This window comes from Nitrospira sp. (assembly GCA_024760525.1).
GTDB lineage: Bacteria > Nitrospirota > Nitrospiria > Nitrospirales > Nitrospiraceae > Nitrospira_D.
The window spans coordinates 65,406-85,784 of record CP060500.1 but is presented as its reverse complement, the minus strand read 5'-3'; the positions used below and the strand labels follow the sequence as shown (position 1 = coordinate 85,784).

Annotated in this window: 26 protein-coding genes; 13 read left to right on the top strand and 13 right to left on the bottom strand. The window is 57.0% G+C overall.

All coding sequences use genetic code 11. The annotated features are described in order from the left end of the window. Positions 1 to 15: 15 nt before the first annotated feature. Both H8K04_20220 and H8K04_20215 read left to right on the top strand, forming a co-directional pair. Positions 16 to 237 (top strand): 4-oxalocrotonate tautomerase family protein, encoded by a 222-nt coding sequence (locus H8K04_20220; GenBank protein UVT18253.1) that lies wholly within the window; start codon positions 16 to 18, stop codon positions 235 to 237. A 28-nt stretch (positions 238 to 265) separates the two neighbouring features. Continuing rightward, entirely contained in the window at positions 266 to 829 is a 564-nt protein-coding gene (locus H8K04_20215) for a carboxymuconolactone decarboxylase family protein (GenBank protein ID UVT18252.1), read from the top strand. Positions 830 to 898: 69 nt separating this feature from the next. Here H8K04_20215 and H8K04_20210 read toward each other — a convergent pair whose 3' ends face one another. Further along, the gene (locus tag H8K04_20210) at positions 899 to 2,470 is read right to left on the bottom strand and encodes a sigma 54-interacting transcriptional regulator (protein ID UVT18311.1); all 1,572 of its coding nucleotides are present in this window, start codon (positions 2,468 to 2,470) and stop codon (positions 899 to 901) included. A 239-nt stretch (positions 2,471 to 2,709) separates the two neighbouring features. Here H8K04_20210 and H8K04_20205 point away from each other — a divergent pair, with 239 nt between their 5' ends. The 6 genes from H8K04_20205 to H8K04_20180 all read left to right on the top strand — a co-directional run bounded on the left by H8K04_20205 (position 2,710) and on the right by H8K04_20180 (position 7,516). After that, positions 2,710 to 3,279: a carboxymuconolactone decarboxylase family protein gene (locus H8K04_20205; GenBank protein UVT18251.1), complete on the top strand. Its 570-nt coding sequence runs from the start codon at positions 2,710 to 2,712 to the stop codon at positions 3,277 to 3,279. 63 nt (positions 3,280 to 3,342) lie between these two features. Continuing rightward, a complete protein-coding gene (locus H8K04_20200) occupies positions 3,343 to 4,146 on the top strand; it encodes an isochorismatase family protein (protein UVT18250.1) in 804 nt (267 codons plus the stop codon). A gap of 44 nt (positions 4,147 to 4,190) precedes the next feature. Then, the gene (locus H8K04_20195; protein ID UVT18249.1) at positions 4,191 to 4,565 is read left to right on the top strand and encodes a DsrE family protein; all 375 of its coding nucleotides are present in this window, start codon (positions 4,191 to 4,193) and stop codon (positions 4,563 to 4,565) included. A 72-nt stretch (positions 4,566 to 4,637) separates the two neighbouring features. After that, positions 4,638 to 5,237 (top strand): pyridoxamine 5'-phosphate oxidase family protein, encoded by a 600-nt coding sequence (locus H8K04_20190; GenBank protein ID UVT18310.1) that lies wholly within the window; start codon positions 4,638 to 4,640, stop codon positions 5,235 to 5,237. A gap of 99 nt (positions 5,238 to 5,336) precedes the next feature. Next, a complete protein-coding gene (locus tag H8K04_20185) occupies positions 5,337 to 6,584 on the top strand; it encodes an ABC transporter substrate-binding protein (GenBank protein ID UVT18309.1) in 1,248 nt (415 codons plus the stop codon). Between the two features lie 164 nt (positions 6,585 to 6,748). After that, on the top strand, positions 6,749 to 7,516 hold the full coding sequence (locus tag H8K04_20180; protein ID UVT18248.1) for an SDR family oxidoreductase: 768 nt from the start codon (positions 6,749 to 6,751) through the stop codon (positions 7,514 to 7,516). Positions 7,517 to 7,607: 91 nt separating this feature from the next. On the opposite strand, the gene H8K04_20175 is transcribed toward H8K04_20180, so the two are convergent. Next, positions 7,608 to 8,420: a sterol desaturase family protein gene (locus H8K04_20175; protein ID UVT18247.1), complete on the bottom strand. Its 813-nt coding sequence runs from the start codon at positions 8,418 to 8,420 to the stop codon at positions 7,608 to 7,610. A 361-nt stretch (positions 8,421 to 8,781) separates the two neighbouring features. On the opposite strand from H8K04_20175, the gene H8K04_20170 reads away from it, so the two are divergent. The 4 genes from H8K04_20170 to H8K04_20155 are packed head-to-tail and all read left to right on the top strand — an operon-like array spanning position 8,782 to position 11,261. Continuing rightward, entirely contained in the window at positions 8,782 to 9,114 is a 333-nt protein-coding gene (locus H8K04_20170) for a DUF2282 domain-containing protein (protein UVT18246.1), read from the top strand. Positions 9,115 to 9,125: 11 nt separating this feature from the next. After that, on the top strand, positions 9,126 to 9,971 hold the full coding sequence (locus tag H8K04_20165; protein ID UVT18245.1) for a DUF692 domain-containing protein: 846 nt from the start codon (positions 9,126 to 9,128) through the stop codon (positions 9,969 to 9,971). Continuing rightward, positions 9,955 to 10,731, top strand: coding sequence for a putative DNA-binding domain-containing protein (locus H8K04_20160; GenBank protein ID UVT18244.1), 777 nt, complete (start codon positions 9,955 to 9,957; stop codon positions 10,729 to 10,731). Before H8K04_20165 ends, H8K04_20160 begins: the two co-directional genes overlap by 17 nt. A 47-nt stretch (positions 10,732 to 10,778) precedes the next feature. Beyond that, positions 10,779 to 11,261 carry a DoxX family protein gene (locus H8K04_20155; protein ID UVT18308.1) on the top strand — a complete coding sequence of 161 codons (483 nt, stop codon included), beginning with the start codon at positions 10,779 to 10,781 and terminating at the stop codon, positions 11,259 to 11,261. Positions 11,262 to 11,455: 194 nt separating this feature from the next. Here the strand turns inward: H8K04_20155 and H8K04_20150 are convergent, their stop codons facing one another. The 9 genes from H8K04_20150 to H8K04_20110 all read right to left on the bottom strand — a co-directional run bounded on the left by H8K04_20150 (position 11,456) and on the right by H8K04_20110 (position 17,354). Continuing rightward, positions 11,456 to 11,677: a DUF2892 domain-containing protein gene (locus H8K04_20150; GenBank protein UVT18243.1), complete on the bottom strand. Its 222-nt coding sequence runs from the start codon at positions 11,675 to 11,677 to the stop codon at positions 11,456 to 11,458. Between the two features lie 64 nt (positions 11,678 to 11,741). Further along, a complete protein-coding gene (locus tag H8K04_20145) occupies positions 11,742 to 12,344 on the bottom strand; it encodes a hypothetical protein (protein UVT18242.1) in 603 nt (200 codons plus the stop codon). 395 nt (positions 12,345 to 12,739) lie between these two features. Further along, the gene (locus tag H8K04_20140) at positions 12,740 to 13,420 is read right to left on the bottom strand and encodes a DUF2461 domain-containing protein (GenBank protein ID UVT18241.1); all 681 of its coding nucleotides are present in this window, start codon (positions 13,418 to 13,420) and stop codon (positions 12,740 to 12,742) included. Positions 13,421 to 13,499: 79 nt separating this feature from the next. After that, the gene (locus tag H8K04_20135; protein ID UVT18240.1) at positions 13,500 to 14,060 is read right to left on the bottom strand and encodes a carboxymuconolactone decarboxylase family protein; all 561 of its coding nucleotides are present in this window, start codon (positions 14,058 to 14,060) and stop codon (positions 13,500 to 13,502) included. 79 nt (positions 14,061 to 14,139) lie between these two features. Beyond that, positions 14,140 to 15,009 (bottom strand): hypothetical protein, encoded by an 870-nt coding sequence (locus tag H8K04_20130; GenBank protein UVT18239.1) that lies wholly within the window; start codon positions 15,007 to 15,009, stop codon positions 14,140 to 14,142. An 81-nt stretch (positions 15,010 to 15,090) separates the two neighbouring features. Beyond that, positions 15,091 to 15,669 (bottom strand): TetR/AcrR family transcriptional regulator, encoded by a 579-nt coding sequence (locus H8K04_20125; GenBank protein UVT18238.1) that lies wholly within the window; start codon positions 15,667 to 15,669, stop codon positions 15,091 to 15,093. A 374-nt stretch (positions 15,670 to 16,043) separates the two neighbouring features. Next, entirely contained in the window at positions 16,044 to 16,361 is a 318-nt protein-coding gene (locus tag H8K04_20120) for an SRPBCC family protein (GenBank protein ID UVT18237.1), read from the bottom strand. 257 nt (positions 16,362 to 16,618) lie between these two features. Continuing rightward, positions 16,619 to 16,939 (bottom strand): TfoX/Sxy family protein, encoded by a 321-nt coding sequence (locus H8K04_20115; GenBank protein UVT18236.1) that lies wholly within the window; start codon positions 16,937 to 16,939, stop codon positions 16,619 to 16,621. Then, positions 16,929 to 17,354 carry a DUF1761 domain-containing protein gene (locus tag H8K04_20110; protein UVT18235.1) on the bottom strand — a complete coding sequence of 142 codons (426 nt, stop codon included), beginning with the start codon at positions 17,352 to 17,354 and terminating at the stop codon, positions 16,929 to 16,931. The genes H8K04_20115 and H8K04_20110 overlap by 11 nt, the downstream gene beginning before the upstream one ends. 118 nt (positions 17,355 to 17,472) lie before the next feature. On the opposite strand from H8K04_20110, the gene H8K04_20105 reads away from it, so the two are divergent. Beyond that, positions 17,473 to 17,913 (top strand): helix-turn-helix transcriptional regulator, encoded by a 441-nt coding sequence (locus tag H8K04_20105; protein ID UVT18234.1) that lies wholly within the window; start codon positions 17,473 to 17,475, stop codon positions 17,911 to 17,913. 56 nt (positions 17,914 to 17,969) lie between these two features. Here the strand turns inward: H8K04_20105 and H8K04_20100 are convergent, their stop codons facing one another. Both H8K04_20100 and H8K04_20095 read right to left on the bottom strand, forming a co-directional pair. Beyond that, the gene (locus tag H8K04_20100) at positions 17,970 to 18,680 is read right to left on the bottom strand and encodes a DUF3047 domain-containing protein (GenBank protein ID UVT18307.1); all 711 of its coding nucleotides are present in this window, start codon (positions 18,678 to 18,680) and stop codon (positions 17,970 to 17,972) included. A gap of 113 nt (positions 18,681 to 18,793) precedes the next feature. Then, positions 18,794 to 20,347 (bottom strand): mercuric reductase, encoded by a 1,554-nt coding sequence (locus tag H8K04_20095; GenBank protein ID UVT18306.1) that lies wholly within the window; start codon positions 20,345 to 20,347, stop codon positions 18,794 to 18,796. Positions 20,348 to 20,379: the final 32 nt, after the last annotated feature.

Genomic DNA, 20,379 nt, shown 5'->3' with positions numbered 1-20,379 from the left:
GAAGGGAGTGACCATATGCCACTTGCACAATTGAAAGGGCTCAGCGGGTTTCTCAGTCTGGAGCAGAAACAGGAGCTGATCCGCAAGGTCACGGACGCGATCGTCTCCGTAGAGGGAGAAGGGGTGCGGCCCGTCACGTGGGTCATCGTAGAGGAAGTTCCGTCGGGTCAGTGGGGTGTCGGCGGCTCACCTGTCACGACTGAGGCGTTGAAACACATGGCTGCGCAGGGGAAGTAACCGGTTAATACCACGAAGGAGGGTCATCATGAAGTTTCAGGTTCATACGGAGGAGACGGCACCGGAGGCATCGCGGGCGACACTCGAAGCCACCGCAAAGAAATACGGATTTGTGCCAAATTTGTACGGCGTGCTGGCCGAGTCACCCACGGCGGTCCAGGCCTACGCGGCCATCAACAAGGCGCTGGAGCAGAGCGCCCTCACGCCGGTGGAACAGCAGGTCGTGACGCTGGCCGTCAGCGCCGCGAACGATTGTGCCTACTGTGTGGGAGCCCATTCCACGGTGGCCCAGATGGTCCACATGCCCGAGGATGTGCTTGACGCGCTGCGCTCGCAGCACCCGCTTTCCGACCGGAAACTCAATGCGCTTCGCACGTTGGTGCTGTCCATTCTGCATCATCGCGGTTGGGTACCAGAGGACGATCTGGAGTTCTTCGCAGCAGCGGGATACGGACAGCGACAGCTGCTAGACGTGTTGACGATCGTGGCCCTCAAGACGTTGAGCAATTATGTGAATCACATCGCGCACACGCCGCTTGATCCACAATTTTCAGCGCAAGCATGGAAGGCGCAGGCCAAGACCGTCGGCTGAGACGCGTACGTCGCTGAACAGGAACCAAGCCGTTGCGGACTGTTGCCGCACAGGTCGGAGATTGGGAGATCAGAGATCCGGTTTCGTTTTCTTGATCCCGAGCGCTTTGATGCGCGATGCGAGCGTCGTCGGTTTCATGCCCAACAACGCGGCGGCACCGTGTGTTCCAAATATCTTCCCCTTGGTGAGGCGCAAGGCTTGCGCGATGTTCTCCCGCTCGTGCCCCCTCCACTCTTGTCGGGTCGCTATCTGCGCTGCTGAGGGAGCCGGGGCGGATGGCGCCCCAGGGGCACGGGAGGGAGCGGATTGGAGATGAATGTCCAGGGTGCGGCCTGGGGAAAGGATGACGGCACGCTCAACGACGTTTTGGAGCTCGCGCACATTTCCCGGCCAGCTATGGGCGGCCAGTTGGCTCAAGACCCCTTGAGTCAGGCGCGGGACACGGCGGTTCATGCGTTTGGCGCTCTGAGCGATGAAATGGGCCGCCAGCTTCGGAATGTCTTCACGGCGTTCACGAAGCGGAGGAATGTGAAGCGGGAAGACGCTGAGTCGATAGTAGAGATCTTGGCGAAAGCGACCGGCGTCGACCTCGTGCTTCAGGTCTCGATTGGTCGCGGCGAGGATTCGGACATCCACGTGGCGTGTGCGGGTGTCGCCGACACGCTCGAATTCGCGCTCTTGGATCACGCGGAGGAGCTTTGCCTGCATCGGGAGCGGCACCTCCCCGATTTCATCGAGGAAGAGGGTGCCATGATCGGCCATTTCGAAACGGCCCGGGCGATCGGCCAGCGCTCCGGTAAAGGCGCCTTTCACATGACCGAAAAATTCGCTCTCGAATAGGGCATCCGGTACGGCACTGCAGTTCACCTTGATTAGGGCCCGGTCCTTGCGTGGACTGCGGTCATGAATTGCGCGGGCAACGAGTTCCTTGCCCGTCCCGCTCTCACCGGTAATCAAGACCGCTGCGTCAGTGGGAGCGACCAACTCCACCTGACGCAGGACGTGCTGCAGGGCCTGGCTCTCGCCCACGAATTCTCCCATCCCAAGGGCGGCGGTCACTTCTTCGCGCAGATAGAGGTTCTCTTCTTCCAAACGAGCCCGCAGGACATCGATCTCTTCATACGCCTTGGCGTTCGCGATACTCACCGCCGCGTAGTCGGCGAAGATGCGGAGCCACTCGAAGGCTTCCTCGTTGAGCAAGCCGCGGTCGAAGAGCCCCAGGACTCCGAGGATCTCGTCCTGGAAGATCAAGGGCTGCGCCGCAAACGTCCTGACACCCTCTCGCGTAAACCAAGCCGGGTGCGCCATCCACTCTTCGTTGCCCTGCAGCCCGGCCAGCCAGAGAGGTTCTCCTGTTGCGGCCACGCGCCCTATTTTGCGATCTCCGATAGGAAACCGGTGAAAGGAGCCGTCGAGACGGCCATAGTCGGCCTGTGGATCACGGGGAATGCCGGCACTGGCGACGAGGTGCAGAGATCGCTGACTTTCGGAGGCATCCTCCCGACTTCGGCACAGGTCGCAGAGGATATCTGGCTCGGCAAGCCAGATGCGGATCAGGACTGTGTTGGGGCATTGGGCGATCCCATGGGTGATCGTCCTGAGTACATCACAAAGACCGCGCTGACGCGCTGTCGCGACCATGACCTGAGGAAGTTGCTGTGTGTCCATGGGACGACACTACGAAATCTCAACCGAAGAAGCAACGAGTATTCGTAGATTACGAATACTCGTAACGAATCAACGCTGGTCTGAATCTATGCTAATCATTGTTTATCAGAGGCTTATCACCACAGGCCATCATGGCATCCTATCTGCTCAAGTCAAGGTGAACCGCGACAATCTCGACGCGGTCGAACTTAGCAACCACCCAAGGAGGCATCATGACTCGCATCGCACAACTTGACCCACAGACAACCACCGGACCTGCCAAGGCGCTCTTCGAGGGCGTCCAGAAAAAGTTGGGTGTGGTCCCCAATCTCGTTCGAGTCTTGGGGAACGCTCCAGCTGCGCTCCAAGGCTACCTCAGCTTCAATGCCGCGCTCGCGGACGGAAGCTTCTCCCCAAAGCTTCGCGAACAGATTGCGCTCACGGTCGCCGAGACCAATCACTGCGCCTATTGTCTCAGCGCCCACTCGTTCATTGGCGGCAAGCTTGGCTTGACCCAGCAGGACCTCGCCGATGCCCGGCTGGCTGCGGCTGTGGACCCGCGCACCGATGCCATCTTGAAACTCGCACAGAGCATCGTGGTGCAGCGGGGAGAACTCGGGGAGGCAGAGATCAAACAAGCGCGTCAGGCCGGACTGACCGACGCTGAGATCGTGGAAACGGTCGCCCATGTCGCGCTGAATATCTTCAGCAATTACATCAATCATGTGGCAGGGACCGTCATCGACTTCCCGGAGGTCACGCTCACGAGCGGGTGCGCCGCTTCTTCTGGCGCCTGCAGCTAGAGGCGGAAAATGCGTCGCGTGTCAAGGAATGTACCTTCATCAATACCTAGAAAGGATGCCATCATGACCCCGTTCATTGGTTTAATCATCTCGTCCCTCACGGCTGTTGTCGTGAGTCTTCCCCTACCATCCGCTGTGTACGCACAGGACCCGACACCGACCGTGTCACACTATGCCGGGCCACGGGAGGATGCACCGATCCCTCGGCCCGGCCTGACACCCAAGAAGGGCCGGGTGGCCGTGGTGATCACCGATCCCCACAACGATTTCCTCAGCCCGAAGGGAGTGGCCTGGGGCGTCGTCGGCCAGAGTGTGCAGGAGAACCACACGGTCGAGAACATTGAGAGTCTCTTCAAAACAGCCAAAGCGAGCGACGTGCCGGTCTTCGTCAGCCCGCACTATTACTATCCGCATGACCACCAGTGGAAGTTCGGCGGCGCCTTGGAAGTACTCATGCACAACATCGGGATGTTCGATCGTAAGGGAGCGTTGACGCAGGAGGGGTTGGCCGGATCGGGCGCCGACTGGCTGGACCGCTACAAACCCTATATCGAAGACGGCCGTACGGTCGTGACCAGCCCGCACAAAGTGTACGGGCCCGAGACGAACGATCTGATTCTGCAACTCCGCAAAGCCGATATCAGCCAAGTGATCCTCGCCGGGATGTCGGCGAATCTCTGCACGGAATCGCATCTGCGCGAACTGCTGGAACAGGGATTCGCGGTCGTCGTGGTCACCGATGCCACGGCAGCCGCCAAGCTGCCAGGGTTCGATGGCTATGAAGCGGCATTTGTGAACTTCCGCTTGATTGCAAGTGATGTATGGAGCACAGCGCAGACGGTCAAGATTCTCTCGGCGCTCAAGTAATGATTCGCATCAATAGTCTCACCATCTCTAACCAAGGAGAACCCATGAAAACAGCCATCATTATCGTGTCGGATCCGAAGAGCGGCTCAGAGGAAGCGCTCGGGCGAGTCTTTAACGCGCTGGCGCTCGCAGCCGAAAGCAAACAGAAGGGAGACGAGGTGGCCGTGATGTTCAACGGTGCCGGCACGCGGTGGCCGGCGGAACTTACGAAGCTGACGCACCCGGCCAACGGCCTCTATAACGCGGTGCGTGACGTCGTGCAGGGTGCCTCCTGCGGATGCGCAGATGTCTTTGGGGCCAAAGACGGTGTGGAGGCGTGCGGTGTGCCGCTGAAGAAAGACAATGCCCTAGCCGGAACGTCCGGACTCTTGAGCCTGCGCCAATATATGGCGGACGGGTGGCAGACGATCGTATTTTGAGACTCGCTCTGTGAGGCGGCCAGGAGCGGACTCTTGGCCGCCAGAGGGCTGATACCTGCAAGGGGGAAAATGATGGCAACAAAATATCTCGATCTGATGTTTACGGATTCAGTGTGCCGCGCACAGAAGCAGTATTATGGGCGCACGGGCGTGATCACCGGCGCACCCGAACGGGACCCGCTCAGCCAGGCCGAGGTCGAGTTCATTGCGACGCGAGACAGCTTCTATCTGGGGTCCATCAGCGAAAGCGGATGGCCCTACATCCAGCATCGCGGGGGCCCTCAGGGATTTGTGCGAGTCATCGACGAAACAACTCTGGCGTTCGCCGATTACAAAGGAAATCGGCAATTGCTCACGACCGGCAACGTCTCCGTGAACGACCGCGTCGCGTTGTTTCTCATGGACTACAAGAACCGCGCGCGGCTGAAAATCCTTGGTCATGCCCGCGTCGAGGACGCCCGCCTCCATTTGGAACTCGTCGCGCAGATCGCCGATTCGACCATGCGGTCGAGCGTGGAGCGCCTGGTCTTTATCGATGTCGTCTCGTTCGACTGGAACTGCCCGAAATACATCACACCCCGCTACTCGATTGGTGAGGTCGAAGAACTGGCAGAGCCGCTGCGAAAGCGGATACTCGAACTCGAGACGCAACTGCGAGCCCATAACACATGAACGGCACCGGCGCGACAGCCCGCTTGTGATCCGGGCGGGCTGGCATATACAGGTTCTGCATGCGTACACAACCGCGCCTCACAATCAGAGCGATGACCCATGGATACGATGTCTCGCAGGCAATTTTTGCAGCTGGCGGCGGCGACCGGCGGCACACTCGCGTTCGGCAATCTAGCCGCGCAGGGGTTGGGACTGCCACCCGGACCACGCGTCGCTTACGCAGGCGAATCCATCAAGATCGGCATCCTCGACCCGCTGTCCGGCCCCTATAACACCTCCTCGGTCCACGACGTTCATGGGGCGACCGTGGCAGTGGATCGCTTCAACAAGGATGGCGGGGTGTTAGGACGTCAGATCGCGATTCTGGAAGCCGACGACGCCTCGAACGTTCAGACCGCATTGAAAGCCGCCACCACGTTTATCAAGGAAGACCGCGTGGATGTCCTCATGGGCACCTTCAATGGAGAGGTCGCACTCGCCGTTTCTGACCTGGCCAAGAAGGAGAATACGCTCTTCATGGTGACCGGCGCGCATGTGCAGGAGCTGACAGGGGCCGGGTGCAACTCGCACACGTTCGTCTTCATGCCGAGTGCCCGGATGTTGTCCAGGGCCATCACGCCCCATCTCGTGAAGACCTACGGGAATCGCTGGTTCATGGTTACGGCTGAGACGATGGACGGGCGGGCCGCAGAACAGGCCATGGCCGACACCCTCCTGGCCGCAGGGGGCGACGTGCTTGGCTCGGTCAGCACACCCTTCGGGTCCACCGACTTCGCCGCACCGTTGGCTCAAGCCAAATCTGCAAACCCCAGCGCCGTGATTCTGAATCTCTACGGCTGGGATCTAGTTCACGCGCTGAAGGCCTACACAACAGCAGGGTTAGCCAAAGAGCACATCGGTGTCGGTGGAATGATCAGCGGCGAACAGATTGGCCGCCCGCTCGGCTATGCCCACAACGCGGGGATTTGGGGGTTGATCTGGGACCCGAAAGTCCCGAGCGACAGCTCTCGACGATTTATCCAAGGGGTGATCGACAAGTATCAACATACTCCGACCTCCCGCTGCTACCACGGCTATGCGGCGATGACGCAGATTCTGGAAGCGATCCAACGGGCCGGCACGACCGACACGCAGGCGGTCATCAGGGCGCTGGAGGGCCATGAGTTCGACGGGCTGAAGGAGGGCCGCTCCTACTTCCGCGCCTCGGATCACCAACATGTGCAGGACGTGCTCGTGGGGAAAGCCTATGGTAAGGAGCTGGGCCTGGGCCACTACCAACTGCTGGCCACAGTCCCGGGCGAGGCGGTTGCAGGCACGCCCAATCAGCCGGGCTGTTGGGTGGCGTGAGCTCCCATTATGACGATGCATCCACACCTCAAAGGAGGGGCGAACAAGAACAGGTCGGAATTGCCATGTGTTCAACTCCCTCGTGGTTTAGCAGTCCATCATGCATCGTACGTCACGGTCTCGAGTTGCCTCTTGACTGAGACTCTATTCACGGGAGGTTATCAATGGAACCGTCGAATCACCCCATCGCCCTCATTGTAGGAGGCTCCAGCGGAATCGGGCTTGCCACCGCGAAGCGCGTATTGGAATGTCACATCCCCGTCGCGATGGTCGGCAAGTCGCAAGATAAACTGAAAACGGCGCTACGCGAGCTGTCGGCGCTCGGGACCGTTGAAGGAATCCTCGCTGACTTGTACGCACCGGACGATGTCCGGCGTATTATTGCGTTTGCCGAGCACCACAGCCGCCATATCAAATATCTGGTGAATGCGGCAGGGTACTTCAAGCCCACCCCATTCCTCGAACATACACACGAAGACTATAATAGATATTTGGATCTCAATCGAGCCCTCTTCTTCATTTCGCAAGCTGTCGCCACGAACATGGCGGCCAACGGCGGTGGCTCGATCGTGCATATCGGATCCATGTGGGCGCGACAAGCGATTAAGGCAACGCCGTCCTCTGCCTATTCGATGGCCAAGGCAGGACTGCATGCGCTCACCCAACACATGGCGATGGAGCTGGCGGGCCACAACATCCGTGTCAATGCCGTGTCACCGGCCGTGGTACACACTCCGATTTACCAGGCGTTCATCGAGCCAAGTCAAGTCGACGAGACGTTGGCCTCCTTCAACGGGTTTCACCCACTCGGCCGGATTGGGACGCCTGACGACGTGGCGCGGGTCATCCAGTTTTTACTGAGCGACGATGCTGCGTGGGTGACCGGGGCGATTTGGGATGTCGACGGCGGTGTGATGGCGGGACGCAACTAATCAGCGGCGGGAAAGAAGGACCCTGTTCGGACTGGAGAACTCACTGGTATTTTCCCTCCAGCAGTGATGCCGGCCTGAACAGTAGTCACGATTATGTGCGGGTTGTATCACGCCCTAACTGCGTCACGAATGGGAAGCGGAGCATCATGAACAGGTTCAGACAGACCGGCGGACCGAGATGCTCCAGGCCGATCGTCATGCCCGTCTGCCCCAAGGCCGGTTGGGGGCAATAGGTGCCGAACAGGCGATCCCACCAGGGCACGTTGAATCCGTAGTTGCTGTTGGTTTCTCGTACATCCGTCGAATGATGAATCCGATGCATGTCCGGCGTGACGATGAACCACCGGAGCATCCGATCGAGGGCTACAGGCATTCGGACATTGCTGTGGTTGAACAGGGCTGTGCTGTTGAGGACGATCTCGAAGATCACGACCGCAAGCGGAGCCACTCCCAGCACGAGTACTGACAGGGCCTTCATTCCCGTCGAGATGATGATCTCCACCGGGTGAAAACGCACCCCACTGGACACATCCAGATCCAGATCGGAGTGATGCATCATGTGAAAGCGCCACAGGATCGGCACGTTATGGAAGACCTGATGCTGCCAATAGATGATGAAATCGAGGGCTACAATCGCCAGGGCGAGTTCGAGCCAGGCCGGCCCTTCGACCCAGTTCAAGAGTCCCCAGCTATGGTCCTGCGCCATCGCCGCTGTTGTCACGACACCGCCCATGAACAGCAGACGGGCGAGGACTGTATTCAAGACCACGATCGTCAGATTGCCGCCCCAACGACAGAGCTTTGATGCCGTCAGCTTCCGCCGCGGCGCCAACACTTCCCACGTCGCCATCACCCCGAGGACGGACACGTACGATCCAATCCGAATGAGATCCACAGACTCCATCGGTTTCCCCTCCTCCCGATCACACTCTACGCACCAGGCGATCATCCACCCGTTCTAGGAAGTCAGAGGCATGAAACGGGGAATGGATTCAGGCGGACGGAGCAGTTCGAATCAAGAGAACTAATCGCTCGACTCTTTTTCCGAACTGTAAGCTGCCTCACAGCGGGGTATTCGCTCGATCAGTAGGATGTGAGTGTGCCACTGTGCCGTGAAACCACACTCGGTCGGGAATACGATATTCTCGTATTGCAGAAAGGAGGGAACTCGATAAGCCTGTGGTGACGTACGGTTGGACGGAGAGCAGGTGCGCGAGGTCAACAAGAGAGCCGTGTCAACAAAACACTTTTAACAGGAGTATCACATGAACGCGAAGACAAAGAAGAACGCCGTGATCCATTCAGCCTTGTTGATTGCCTTGAGTTTTGCCGGGACCCAGGCTGCCAACGCCGAGCCCAAGGCCCCACAACTGCCGGCTGGGTGGGAAGCGTGCGGCGGGGTCGCGAAGGCGGGCATGAACGACTGTGCCGTCAGAACCAGTCTCCATTCTTGTGCAGGCATGGCCAAGAGCGACAACGAGCCTGATTCGTATGTGTTCCTGCCGAAAGGCTTGTGCGCCAAGGTTGCGAAGAGCACCGTGCTGACAATCACGAAAGAAGACATGGCCAAGATGAAAGAAGACATGAAGAAGATGTAGGACGACACCCGATGTCTTTTCAATCTTCCGCCCCGATCCCGGCTCGAGCCGGGATCGGACTGCGGTCGCATCACTATCGCGAGATATTGGAATCGCCGCCGCCAGTGGCCTGGATGGAGACCCATCCGGAGAACTATTTTGGCGAGGGAGGCGTCGCGCTCCGCATCCTTGAGCGGATTCGAGCCAACTACCCATTGAGTTTTCACGGAGTCGGGCTCTCGTTGGGTTCCACCGATCCGATCGACCGCGCCCATCTGGGTAAGTTCAAACTCTTGATCGATCGATTCGCACCGACGTTTGTCTCCGAACATCTGTCATGGAGTTCCGTTGGGGGGCGTTTCCTGAACGAGCTACTCCCTTTGCCCTCGACCGAGGAAAGCCTGAAACATGTCTGTTCACGGATTGACGAAGTTCAGACTGTCTTGCAACGGACCCTCCTGATCGAAAACATCACCCGGTACCTGACATGGCGGGGTTCCACAATCCCGGAGGGTGAGTTCATGGCCGAAGTCGTCAGGCGAACTGGCTGTGGGATTCTGCTGGATCTCAACAATGTCTATGTCAATGCCGTGAACTTCCATCTGGATCCTGTAAAATTTCTGGATGCGCTGCCGCGCGAGGCGGTGCACGAAATCCATCTGGCCGGCTTCGATCAGTCCGGGCGTGTCCTGGTCGATACGCATGGCCAGCCCGTCTATCCGGAAGTCTGGAGTCTCTATGAGTGGACCATCCACCACGTCGGTCCGCGTCCGACGCTGATTGAATGGGATACGAATCTCCCCCCGCTCTCGGTGCTAGTGGAACAAGCCATCCACGCCGATGCCGTTGTAGGAGCCTGTCATGTCCTCACTGCGTGAACTCCAGCACGCGTTCGCGGCATCGATTTCGGAAGGGACGTCATCTCCAGTCGCGGCGGAGCTGGTACTGGATAGGATGGCCCGGCGAAGCCTGGCCCTCTACCGACGACTCATCAGGAACAATTACGTCCACACGCTCACGATCACCTACCCGGTGCTGCGTCGGTTCATCGGCGACGCCTATTTCCACATCCTGGCGAGAGGCTATGTCAGGTGCTCTCCCTCGACCACCGGTGATCTGTTTCTCTACGGGTGCCACTTTCCCGCGTTTCTCAGCGAGTTGCAGCTTTCTCCCCTGTTGATCGAATTGGTACGACTGGAATGGGCCTGCCATGAAGCGTATCAGGCTGCCGATGCTCCACCGCTCTCCCATAACCAACTCGATGCCATCGCATCGGCCGATCCGTCGGACGTGACGTTCCGTCTGAACGCGGCTGTGCGACTGCATCGATTCTCCTTGCCGATCCAACGCGTGTGGGTGGCATTGCAACCGGACGCTCCGACGGACATCGGAGTCGACCTGCCGCTGCCGGACGAGGAAACCTGCGTCGTGGTCGTAAGGGCCGAAGGGAGAATCCGCGTGGAAACGCTCGCTGATCTCGACTACCGGTTGGTCGAAGCCATGGCCGATCGAAAGACCGTGGCCGAGATCGAGCAGATCGCCACACAGTGCGATCCCCGGTTTGACTTCAATCGCTTCATGGCATCCGTCCTCGCGCTAGGCCTGCTGAGCAGCATTGAGACGGAGGTGCGCTTATGAAAGAGGACGACGGATTCTTTGCATGGACGGTCAATCGTGCTGCTCTGATGTACGGTCGATTGGTCTGGGGGCTGGAGGCCTTGCTCCCGTTCTTCGACTTGTCCGTCCGTCTGTACCTGGCGCATATCTTCTGGAAGGGCGGGATGGTCAAGCTCTCCAGTTGGATGTCCACGGTGATGCTCTTCACCATGGTCTACGATGTGCCGTTGCTGTCGCCGGAGATGGCCGCTTACGTGGCCACCGCCGTTGAATTGGGCGGCTCGTTCCTGCTGGCCATCGGCCTGGCAGGTCGGTGGGCAGCCCTCTCGCTGTTCGGCCTCAATATCGTCGCTTCAATCTCGTACGGACAATTGTCTGATGCTGCGCTCCAAGAAGCGTTCTATGTCGGGATTTTGTTCCTATATTTCGTCCTACATGGACCAGGACTGCTCTCCGCCGACAGGCTGTTGAGCCACCTCATTCGACGTCGGCACTCGAAGAGCAATACCGAGTCCGATCTTTCCGAACAGACTGCTCCTCACCGTGTCTAGAATGCATCGGACGCAGAGAGGAAGGTGGGCTTGCCATGTAGGGATAACCGGGCAGGCTACGTGTGAAACAGGGAAGGTTGGGTGGGCTGGATCCTCGGACCACGTCTAAGCTCAAGTAGTTCCGTGGGAGGCAACTAATGGGTCTAGGGAGTTCCTTCGGACTGAGTGTCACACGGGTCCTCGGGTGCTTGCCTCTACATGCCTCGGAGGCCGCCGGCTTCTGTTTCCGGCGCACAGGCCTTCTCCAGCAGGAAATGCACGGGGCAGAACCCGGTGAATGCGCTCTGAATCAGAGTGACTCCGATCGCGCCAGGTAGGAATAGCCAAGCCGGATGCAGGCTATAGCCCAATGTGATACCAAGGGTGATCACCGCCCCGACGATCCCATCGTGGATTCGTCTCTTGGTGTGGTTCATGATCCATCCTCCCGTAAAGCTCTCCGTTGATGATTGCACGTTTCAATTCAATAGGAGAAGGTTGTTATTGTTGCTTCTTGGATTGAGCCAGAAGGATGGGTGACACCGTAGCGACCCGTCCTTGCTGATCGGTGGTAAAGAGATAGTGGTCATAAGCTCCAAATGCCTCCAAGGGAGGCGACTCGATTCTGAATTCCATATATTTTGCCCAAGAAGCGTACATCGAGTCGAGCGCCTCTAGAAACTCCTGCTTGGTCTTGAACGAATGTTCTGGGATAACCTGTCCAGCCGATGGTTCGTTCATGTTGCAATAGAGCCGGATCCGGAACACTGGGGAAGCAGGGAAACCCGCCACATAAGTTACGTCGAGCACATGTCGCTTGCAGGCTGCGCTGGCCGGCTGATTCTCAGGCTGCGTTGCGCCCGGCACGTTTTTGACCCCCATGTCGACCATGTAGTCGGCTAAACCGGAACCAAATACTTCGCCCATGGTCATGCCCGGACGAATGGCGTCATGGGATGCCATGAACAACTGGTAGCTCCGCTCCGAGCACTCAAGAATTCCGGCAGCCACGAGGCAACCAATGGCTACTGCTGAGGCCACCCGCGCCGCCACTGACACTGACCGGTTCGTAGGTAGGTGTTTGATTGGCATGACTCGAGACATGCAGTGCTCCTCAAATGGTCCGTCCCCGCATATAGATATGAACCCGTTGGTTCTTTCCGGAATATCTCCCACGGTCCTCGATACCCCCAGATCGAAACTTCCGACAGCGCGATGCCTTCAAATCCATCTGTTGCTTTCGTTAGGATACACCGGAATAGTTGTGTGTCAGCGTTCCCCTTTATAAAGTAATCATCGCCAAGTGGATATTCTCCGTACACAAACGCTTTCAGCGGATCATCTGTTCGGAATTCTTCGCTGGATGCCGTGCCAACCATGAACAGGAAGGCTAGACCTGCCAGGACGCTGAACATAGCGGCTTCTCCCTTGCTCTGTATCACAAGGATCTCCCTGCTGTGTTGCCTTCGAAAGTCCGCCGATGCACGGTTAAGCGATATTCAAAGTGCTTTCAACCAATCGTACAGCGGCTTTCCTTTCGCAAACTGATCAAGGCACATTCCCATAAATTCCGGGCCATAAACCTGTGTGGTTACAGGCAGACAATTCTCGACGTATAGGCCTTTGAGCTGCAAGAGATCGGCTCTGACGTGGTCGGTGGGGTATCCTCGAGGCACCTTCTGCAACGGTTCTCCTTGAAAACTTGCACCGTCGCGTCGCATCTTCTTCACCACAGCATCGAGGACTCGGCCCGTTTCAGTATCCATCACCGCCGCACGATACCGATCTAGGGTAGTACCTTCGAACTCCTTTTGCCCAATAGCAAAGAGAAGCTTCTCTGCCTCCAGCTGAACATAGAAAAATGGCGCCATGCAGTTCTTCGAGGCATTGTTGCTGAAGCGAATGCCAATGTGGGTCTTATAGGGCCTCTTGTCCTTGCTGAACCGAATATCTCGATGGATCCGGAAGACCTTGCCTTCCAGATGCTTGATGTCCTTGAACGTATGAATCAGGCAAGCGCACAGGGCAGAAACGAATTCCTGCACCGGTTGTTCGACCACGCGTCGGAATCGATCCTTGTTCGCATCAAACCAGGCTTTCCGATTATTAGACGACAAGTTGGAAAGAAATGAGAAGGTTTCTTTCGGGAACCCCAGAAATCCCGTCTGGTTTGTCGGCATCTTGTCCTCACGTTCTAAGACTCAACGTGTCTCGATCACGTACTGAATGAAGGGACCAGAAAAGTCTCCCTCCAAAGAATCACGCCACTTTCTCGCCCGGTTCGGCCATTGCCACAAACTCGGGATTCGGGTGAGTACCCGTCAGATGATTGCTGTAATTGGTTAACGTCTTGAGGGCGACTCCCATCACCACTTCGAACACTTGCGCGTTCGTATAGCCAGCATCGAGAAACTGCCGGACTCGCTGCTCGTGAATCCGGCCTCGCTGCTCGACCATCGCTTTGGTGAAATCCCGCAGCGCATTAAGTCTTGCGTCAGAAAGCGGAGCGAGTGCTACAAGCGCCTTCAGTGTCGTGTCATCGATTCCCGCCTTTCGACCCAGCGCGGCATGGACGGTCTTGCAATAGTTACAGCCGTTCACCACGCTGCTCGTGATCAGGATGACTTGCCGCTCGGCCTCTGTGAACGAGGTCTTATCGAACGCACCGCTCAGATTCAGCACAGCGTCGAGCGTCACCGGACTCTCCGCGAGGGTGGCGGCGAGATTGGGGATAAATCCGTATCGATCCTTTGCTTTTGCCAGCACTGCGGCTGCGCCCTTCGGCGCAGTTGCATCCGTGTGTTTCGTAAAGAGACTCATACCTGGCTCTCCTTTTCTATTTCAGCAGGTCCAGACACGCATAACGCGATCATGGTGCTTCTCACATCGCGCAAGCCATTCAAAAGCGTGTCTTCCTCTCGCCAAATTCGTTTGAGATCGAGGCAGGCGCGCTCGCCTGTGCCTCACGGGGCAGGTCAACGCCAAACACCACGGACTCGATGCGCAGGTCATGCAGCACGACGTTCTTTTCCGCATTGTGGTAGGACGTGATCCGAGACGGAACTTTGAGCCCATCGATCATTTTCCAGTCGCTGAATCCCATCATGCCGGCAGCTCCCTTCATCAGCTCGCGATCGGTCAATTGGAGGTAGGCAAGTTCATGGGTCAGGGGATCGACCCAGAGGACATACTGATTCGTGTCTTTCTGCGGCTCTGCCGTATGCCAGGTGGTGTAGATCAGGTCATATCGTTTCCCCCGTAGCGAGCCTTGCCCTCCATAGCGGATGACCTCAGCATTGGCGCTCCGGAACGGCAGCTGCAGTGCATAATTCATCGTGGCAACATAGAAATGAATCTTCTTCCCGGCTCCATAGTCAGGCTGATCGCCAAGGGCGGCTCGATACAGGGGCCAGTCCTGCATCACCCATTTCTCACCCTTGTTGGGGCCCTCCTGCATTTCGATAGACACCTGGTCCCCCCCGAGACTCGTTTGCCAACGCATCAACTGTCCGCTCTCCTTCTGCGGCATGAACATCAGCCTTCCCATCCAATGCTCCCAATGGTCCCGCGCCGTCACTTCCACCGTCTTGGCCTGCTTCCAGCGATCGAGGCCTCCGTGCGCGGTGATCACTTCCGTTAGGAGTTGTCGCCCGCGTGCGTCGGCGTCAAGCCTCGTAGTCGATTTGAGGGAATCTGGCCTGATATCAGCGAGACAACCAGACAGAATGCCTACGGCCAGGATGAGACATGTCGTAATACCCCTTCTCATAAGAACCTCCGTCGGGCGGTGAAGTGTGATGTGGAAATACCTATATAGTAGAACGATCGTTCTATATTGTGGCAAAAAAAGTTATGCCATAAGCGTCTGCTTGACGGTCCTTATGACCGCTTCGATGTGCGGCTTATGATCCTCGACCCGTCCATACAGCACCATGCCTTGGATCAGACAAAGGAGATAGTGTGCGAGCGCCACCGGATCTTTCTTAGCCGGGATCTCACCTGCTTTCTGCGCGGCACGTATGGCCCCTTCAAGGATGGTTTCCAACCTGGTGCAAAACTTCTCCACACGCCTGACGGCTCCCGTGCTGACCACTTCCTTCTCGACAAGGGTATTCATCATGAGACAACCGTTAAAATCAGGGTTCGTGGCATTCTTGATCACGCCTTGCAAGAAGGTCTCGATGCCCTGCATGTTCGGCTCGTCGATCAGCGGTCTAATGAAGGGCTCAAGCTCCTGTTGGCGATATTCCTCCAGAGCAGTTTCGTACAACCCATCCTTGCTTCCAAACTCTTTGTACAGGCTGGCGCTATTCAGCCCCGTTGTCTTGATGAGTTCACTCATCGATGTGGCTTCAAAGCCCTTCTTCCAGAACACGGAGATCGCCCGGTTCAACACGCCCCGCCGATCATATTCTTTGGTCCGTCCCATGGGGCACAATATACAATGATCGTTCTAGTATTGCAAGCCTTCCGTCGAAGGAGGCTTCTCGGTGCACCGTCCCCAAGATTGCGGACAGGACTGAGGCTCTCTGAGATCTTCCATCAAGGAACGTTCCGCCATAATGCCAGTTCAAGTGACTGCGCCTATTTCTCCTTACCCCAAAATGGCTCATGTTCAACTCCTCATGGCCGTGGGTTACGCTTGTCCTGTTTCGGCAAGCCGCTTGATGTTTATCAAGACTTCTTGCCGCAAGGATTGAAACTTCTTACGAATCATGAGCGCAATCATCATGCGGGCAAACTAATTCTGCGGCTCGAAGTAGGACGTATGGACGAGGTCAGTCCTCTGGGGGTCTACCGGCTTCAGCGCGAAGTCGAACCTAAAGTGTTTGAGCATCTGGAAACACCGAGAGAATCTTCGATCATGAGCCAACCCAACCGGTGCGGTTTTTCATATGCGACGCACCGTTCAACAACATGTCCACACTGCCCCTCAAGGTTTACGTCGCATCTTCGTACCGTTCCAAGAGACTCATGGTGACCATTGGTATGCTGTACCGCAGGCATCCACTGCGGAAGGAGTTGCGAGTGTCCAAGGATACCCCAGATGTGATCAGGAGCCACGTTGATGACGATCTCGTCTGCCCCTTGTACGACCCAGGTTTCAGAGTGTTCACTCATTTGATCCCTCCGTTTTTTCCCACTCGTTGAAGAACACCTCGACCAATTCCAATCACGCGTCTGCCGGGTCCTTGTTGCGGAACGATCATTCCACTCCCCGCAACGGTCCGATGAGAGGGAAGGGAAGGGACTGGCTGCCGATGAAGGACTAGTGACAAATCCAGCATTGCCACCTCCTTCCGCTCCCTGAAATAGGCCGGCTTGAACGTCTCACCGATGCCAGGCTATGCCCCTTCTATCGGAAGCCCGTTCATTCTCTACAAGGAAGAGGTAAAGCGAATGGCGTGACGGAGAAAGGTCTGGAGTGCGCGATCCGTCTTTAACCCGTCGGGGACCACATAGACATATCCCTTCATAGGGCGTCCGGTGAAATCCATTGGCCGCACATACGATCGTTTCAATGCCGATTGCGCTTGCTCAGCTCCAAGCCGCGCGACGAGATCGTGACCGAGCACACCACAGAACATTTTCCCCTTCAGCAAGAACGCCAGCCCACCAAACATCTTTCGCTCTGAAATCCCATCCTGTTTCTCCAGGAGTCGACGAACGCGCATGGCCAGATCCTGATCAAAGGCCATGTGCGTGCTCCCGTGGGGCAGGACCGTAAATCAGCCCAATCCCAACCCCGACAACTGTGAATTGAATGAGGTGAAAGGCAGTCTGCACCATCAGCCACGTGGACATGGAGGCGACGTGAATCTTCGCTGCGTTCGCCAGTGTCGAGACACTGAACATGAACAGACCCATCAGCAGCGCGAATTTGATCCCCTGGCCGATCGGGTGACCACCCTTGTTAAACGATGGGTAAAGATAGGCGATGATCAAGCCTTGAAGGAGCATGGAGGTAAATCCCAGCGGGATGATCGGCTCCTGCCGATTGTAGATCCCCAAGCTGTCATAGAGATCTTTAAACAGGATGAAATGCCATGTCATGCCCAAAACGAGCGTGATCGCTGCATAGACAAATGTGGCCAACAGAAATGTCCTCGTCATAAGCCCTCCTCTGTTGTGTGGAGCGAGAACGCCGTTGACAGATTACTTGTTAACTGCAAGTATTGGGAGGGTAGCACCATTACTTGTGTTTTGCAAGTATATGGTTGCGGTGGAGGCCATGCCTAAACCGTCATCCAAGAAGTGCCGACACACTGGATGTCCGATCGCGTTCACTCTCGATGTCCTCGGAGATCGGTGGACGTTGCTGATCATTCGCGATCTGATCTTTATGGGGAAACGGTACTATGGCGAGTTCTTGGACTCAGGCGAAGGTATTGCGACCAATGTGCTCGCCGATCGACTCAGTCGTCTTGAGTCTGAGGGGATTGTGTCCAAACGGGTCGATCCGAAGGATCAGAAGAAGTATCTCTATCAGCTGACGAACAAAGGGGAGGATCTGTTACCGGTGCTCCTTGAGGTAATTCTTTGGGGAGCCACGTATGACCCGAAGTCCGCAGCCCCCAAGGCCTTCATTGATCGGCTGAAGTCTGATCGATCAGCCGTGATACAAGAAACGCTTGCTCAGTTACGAGCCAAACAGCCCAAAGAGTCGAAGTAGTTCCGGTGTGACATGCCATTCGCAGCTAAAGAAACAGCAGAAGAACACGCTGCAGATCAGGGAGACAGTTTCTTGAGCACGATGTCTCCATAGTAGGCTTCTGCAAATTCGCCAGTGTTGTCAGTATCCGTCATGATGGCAATACCGGAAATCATCGGCGGCTCGTCTCCAAATGCCCGTTTGTAGTCGTCATAGACGTTGCGCTCTTCAGTCATCCAGGTATTGAGCTTGGTCGGCCCGCTTTCCACCACAATCATGTGCACTTGCTCGGTGTAGGGGTTGGGCACCGCCGTCCCCACCGGCGCCCGACTCTCCCAGATATAATTGAGGGCGCCGAGCGGTGGATAGCGCCCATAGATGAGTTTGGCCGCTTCGTATTTCGCCTTGCCAAAGAGGCCTACTTTCGCGCTGTCATATTGAAAGGTGACGTAGATGCGGGCTGGATAATCATCGCCCTCTTTCTTCGCCACATTGCCGGCGTTCAAGGTGTTCAACACTTTCCACTGCCATTGGAGGATGGGATATTCCTTCGGATCGATCAGAATTTCTTTCGTGTACCCCGACGAGGAGGCATGACTGGCGGCTTTGACGGCGACGCGCTCCCCATCGCGTACCAGGCTATAGGTCGTGTGTTGGGGAATTTTGGGAAAGGTGAGTGGTTTCCAGCCGTCCGGCCAGGGTCCACTCGGAGCAGTGGTCGAAAAGGGACCGACCTCTACGGTGGCGGAGGATCCGGCTTGTAGCCGGTTCGGATCGCCGAGGATCATCCCGACCACCACGAACGACGCGAGACCGACGAGCACGGAAGAAATAGACGGTGCCATAGGGTGAATCCTTTTCACGTGATGAAGTGAAACATCCTTGTTCACGGTACGCCACGCTATCGCCGCATCCAGGTAAACAATTTGATCAAGAGATCTTTGGTCCTCTGCGTGAAATGCGCTTTTCGCCAGAGATTGACGACTTTCTTGGTAACCTCAGCCTGTGTGGGATAAGGATGGATGGTCGCCGCGATTGTCTTGGCCCCTGCTCCTGCCTTCATGGCGACGGCAAATTCGCTGATCATGTCGCCGGCATGGCTGGCCACGATCGTCGCGCCAAGGATCGTATCGGTCCCCTTTTCGATGTGAATCCGCGCAAAGCCTTCGTCCTCTCCGTCCAGGATCGCCCGATCAACCTCGTCGAGCTTGTAGGTGTAGGTTTCGACTTCGATGCCTTTCTCTTTTGCATCCTGCTCGTACATCCCGACATGGGCGACTTCCGGTTCAGTGAACGTGCACCAGGGCATGACGAGCGAGTCGACACTGGCGTAGCCCAACCCAAACGGATGAGGAAACAACGCATTCTGGATGACGATCTGTGCCATGGCATCGGCTGCATGGGTAAACTTGTAGCGTGAACAGACATCGCCGGCCGCAAAGATCTTGGGGTTCGTCGTTTGCAATCGCGCGTTCACCGTGATCCCGTTCTTGTCATAGGCGACTCCCGCTGCTTGCAACCCAATCCCCTCCACGTTCGGTGTGCGTCCGACCCCGACAAGAATTTCGTCGACGGTCACATCGTACTGCTGGCCATGCGACCCGACCGTTAGGCGTTTGCCGCCCTCGGTCTTTCCGACCTGCAACTGTTTTCCACAACACAGCAGCTTCACTCCATCACGCACTATCTGGTGCTCGACAAGGTCCGCCGCGTCGCGGTCCTCGTTCGGCATGATGCCATGGGCCGCCTCGATCAAATAGACCTGACTTCCAAAGCGGGCGAACGACTGGGCCAGTTCGCATCCGATGGGACCGGCTCCGATCACACCGATTCGCTGTGGCAACTCAGTTAGAGAGAAGACGGTTTCGTTCGTGAGGTAGCCAGCTTCCTGCAGTCCGGGTGTTGGAGGAGCCGATGCTCGTGCGCCGGTGCAGACGGCGGCTTTCACAAACGTCAGGGTCCGATCACCCGCCGGTCCTTCGACTTGGATGGTATCGGGACCGGGAAAGCGCCCGCTGCCGATGTAGATGTCCACGCCGAGTGTGGTATAGCGATGAGCTGAATCGTTGTGACTGATCCGCGCGCGCAACTTTCTCATGCGCGCCATGACTGCGCCGAAGTCATATGTCACGCCGGCTGGGATATGCAGACCGAATTCCGTTGCTTTCCGGAGGTCGGCCCAGGCCCTGGCGGCTCGGATCACCCCTTTCGACGGCACACATCCCACATTCAGACAGTCTCCGCCCATGAGATGCTTTTCGATCAACGCAACTTTGGCCCCCAGGCTTGCCGCAACGACCGCTGTGATGAGTCCCGCCGTGCCGGCTCCAATGACCACCATGTTGTAGCGACCGGTCGGCTCTGGGTTGACCCAATCGGCAGGATGCACATTGGTGACGAGCTGCTGGTTGTACTCGTCATGGGGAAGAACCAACGACTGTCCATGCGCACTCATTGCAACGGTTTCTGAGACAGGCTTCATCATCG

Excerpts from the sequence above, each read along its gene's own strand:
- H8K04_20220 (UVT18253.1), top strand. The coding sequence starts at position 16 with ATGCCACTTGCACAATTGAAAGGGCTCAGCGGGTTTCTCAGTCTGGAG.
- H8K04_20215 (UVT18252.1), top strand. The coding sequence starts at position 266 with ATGAAGTTTCAGGTTCATACGGAGGAGACGGCACCGGAGGCATCGCGG.
- H8K04_20210 (UVT18311.1), bottom strand. The coding sequence starts at position 2,470 with ATGGTCGCGACAGCGCGTCAGCGCGGTCTTTGTGATGTACTCAGGACG.
- H8K04_20205 (UVT18251.1), top strand. The coding sequence starts at position 2,710 with ATGACTCGCATCGCACAACTTGACCCACAGACAACCACCGGACCTGCC.
- H8K04_20200 (UVT18250.1), top strand. The coding sequence starts at position 3,343 with ATGACCCCGTTCATTGGTTTAATCATCTCGTCCCTCACGGCTGTTGTC.
- H8K04_20195 (UVT18249.1), top strand. The coding sequence starts at position 4,191 with ATGAAAACAGCCATCATTATCGTGTCGGATCCGAAGAGCGGCTCAGAG.
- H8K04_20190 (UVT18310.1), top strand. The coding sequence starts at position 4,638 with ATGGCAACAAAATATCTCGATCTGATGTTTACGGATTCAGTGTGCCGC.
- H8K04_20185 (UVT18309.1), top strand. The coding sequence starts at position 5,337 with ATGGATACGATGTCTCGCAGGCAATTTTTGCAGCTGGCGGCGGCGACC.
- H8K04_20180 (UVT18248.1), top strand. The coding sequence starts at position 6,749 with ATGGAACCGTCGAATCACCCCATCGCCCTCATTGTAGGAGGCTCCAGC.
- H8K04_20175 (UVT18247.1), bottom strand. The coding sequence starts at position 8,420 with ATGGAGTCTGTGGATCTCATTCGGATTGGATCGTACGTGTCCGTCCTC.
- H8K04_20170 (UVT18246.1), top strand. The coding sequence starts at position 8,782 with ATGAACGCGAAGACAAAGAAGAACGCCGTGATCCATTCAGCCTTGTTG.
- H8K04_20165 (UVT18245.1), top strand. The coding sequence starts at position 9,126 with ATGTCTTTTCAATCTTCCGCCCCGATCCCGGCTCGAGCCGGGATCGGA.
- H8K04_20160 (UVT18244.1), top strand. The coding sequence starts at position 9,955 with ATGTCCTCACTGCGTGAACTCCAGCACGCGTTCGCGGCATCGATTTCG.
- H8K04_20155 (UVT18308.1), top strand. The coding sequence starts at position 10,779 with ATGTACGGTCGATTGGTCTGGGGGCTGGAGGCCTTGCTCCCGTTCTTC.
- H8K04_20150 (UVT18243.1), bottom strand. The coding sequence starts at position 11,677 with ATGAACCACACCAAGAGACGAATCCACGATGGGATCGTCGGGGCGGTG.
- H8K04_20145 (UVT18242.1), bottom strand. The coding sequence starts at position 12,344 with ATGTCTCGAGTCATGCCAATCAAACACCTACCTACGAACCGGTCAGTG.
- H8K04_20140 (UVT18241.1), bottom strand. The coding sequence starts at position 13,420 with ATGCCGACAAACCAGACGGGATTTCTGGGGTTCCCGAAAGAAACCTTC.
- H8K04_20135 (UVT18240.1), bottom strand. The coding sequence starts at position 14,060 with ATGAGTCTCTTTACGAAACACACGGATGCAACTGCGCCGAAGGGCGCA.
- H8K04_20130 (UVT18239.1), bottom strand. The coding sequence starts at position 15,009 with ATGAGAAGGGGTATTACGACATGTCTCATCCTGGCCGTAGGCATTCTG.
- H8K04_20125 (UVT18238.1), bottom strand. The coding sequence starts at position 15,669 with ATGGGACGGACCAAAGAATATGATCGGCGGGGCGTGTTGAACCGGGCG.
- H8K04_20120 (UVT18237.1), bottom strand. The coding sequence starts at position 16,361 with ATGAGTGAACACTCTGAAACCTGGGTCGTACAAGGGGCAGACGAGATC.
- H8K04_20115 (UVT18236.1), bottom strand. The coding sequence starts at position 16,939 with ATGGCCTTTGATCAGGATCTGGCCATGCGCGTTCGTCGACTCCTGGAG.
- H8K04_20110 (UVT18235.1), bottom strand. The coding sequence starts at position 17,354 with ATGACGAGGACATTTCTGTTGGCCACATTTGTCTATGCAGCGATCACG.
- H8K04_20105 (UVT18234.1), top strand. The coding sequence starts at position 17,473 with ATGCCTAAACCGTCATCCAAGAAGTGCCGACACACTGGATGTCCGATC.
- H8K04_20100 (UVT18307.1), bottom strand. The coding sequence starts at position 18,680 with ATGATCCTCGGCGATCCGAACCGGCTACAAGCCGGATCCTCCGCCACC.
- H8K04_20095 (UVT18306.1), bottom strand. The coding sequence starts at position 20,347 with ATGAGTGCGCATGGACAGTCGTTGGTTCTTCCCCATGACGAGTACAAC.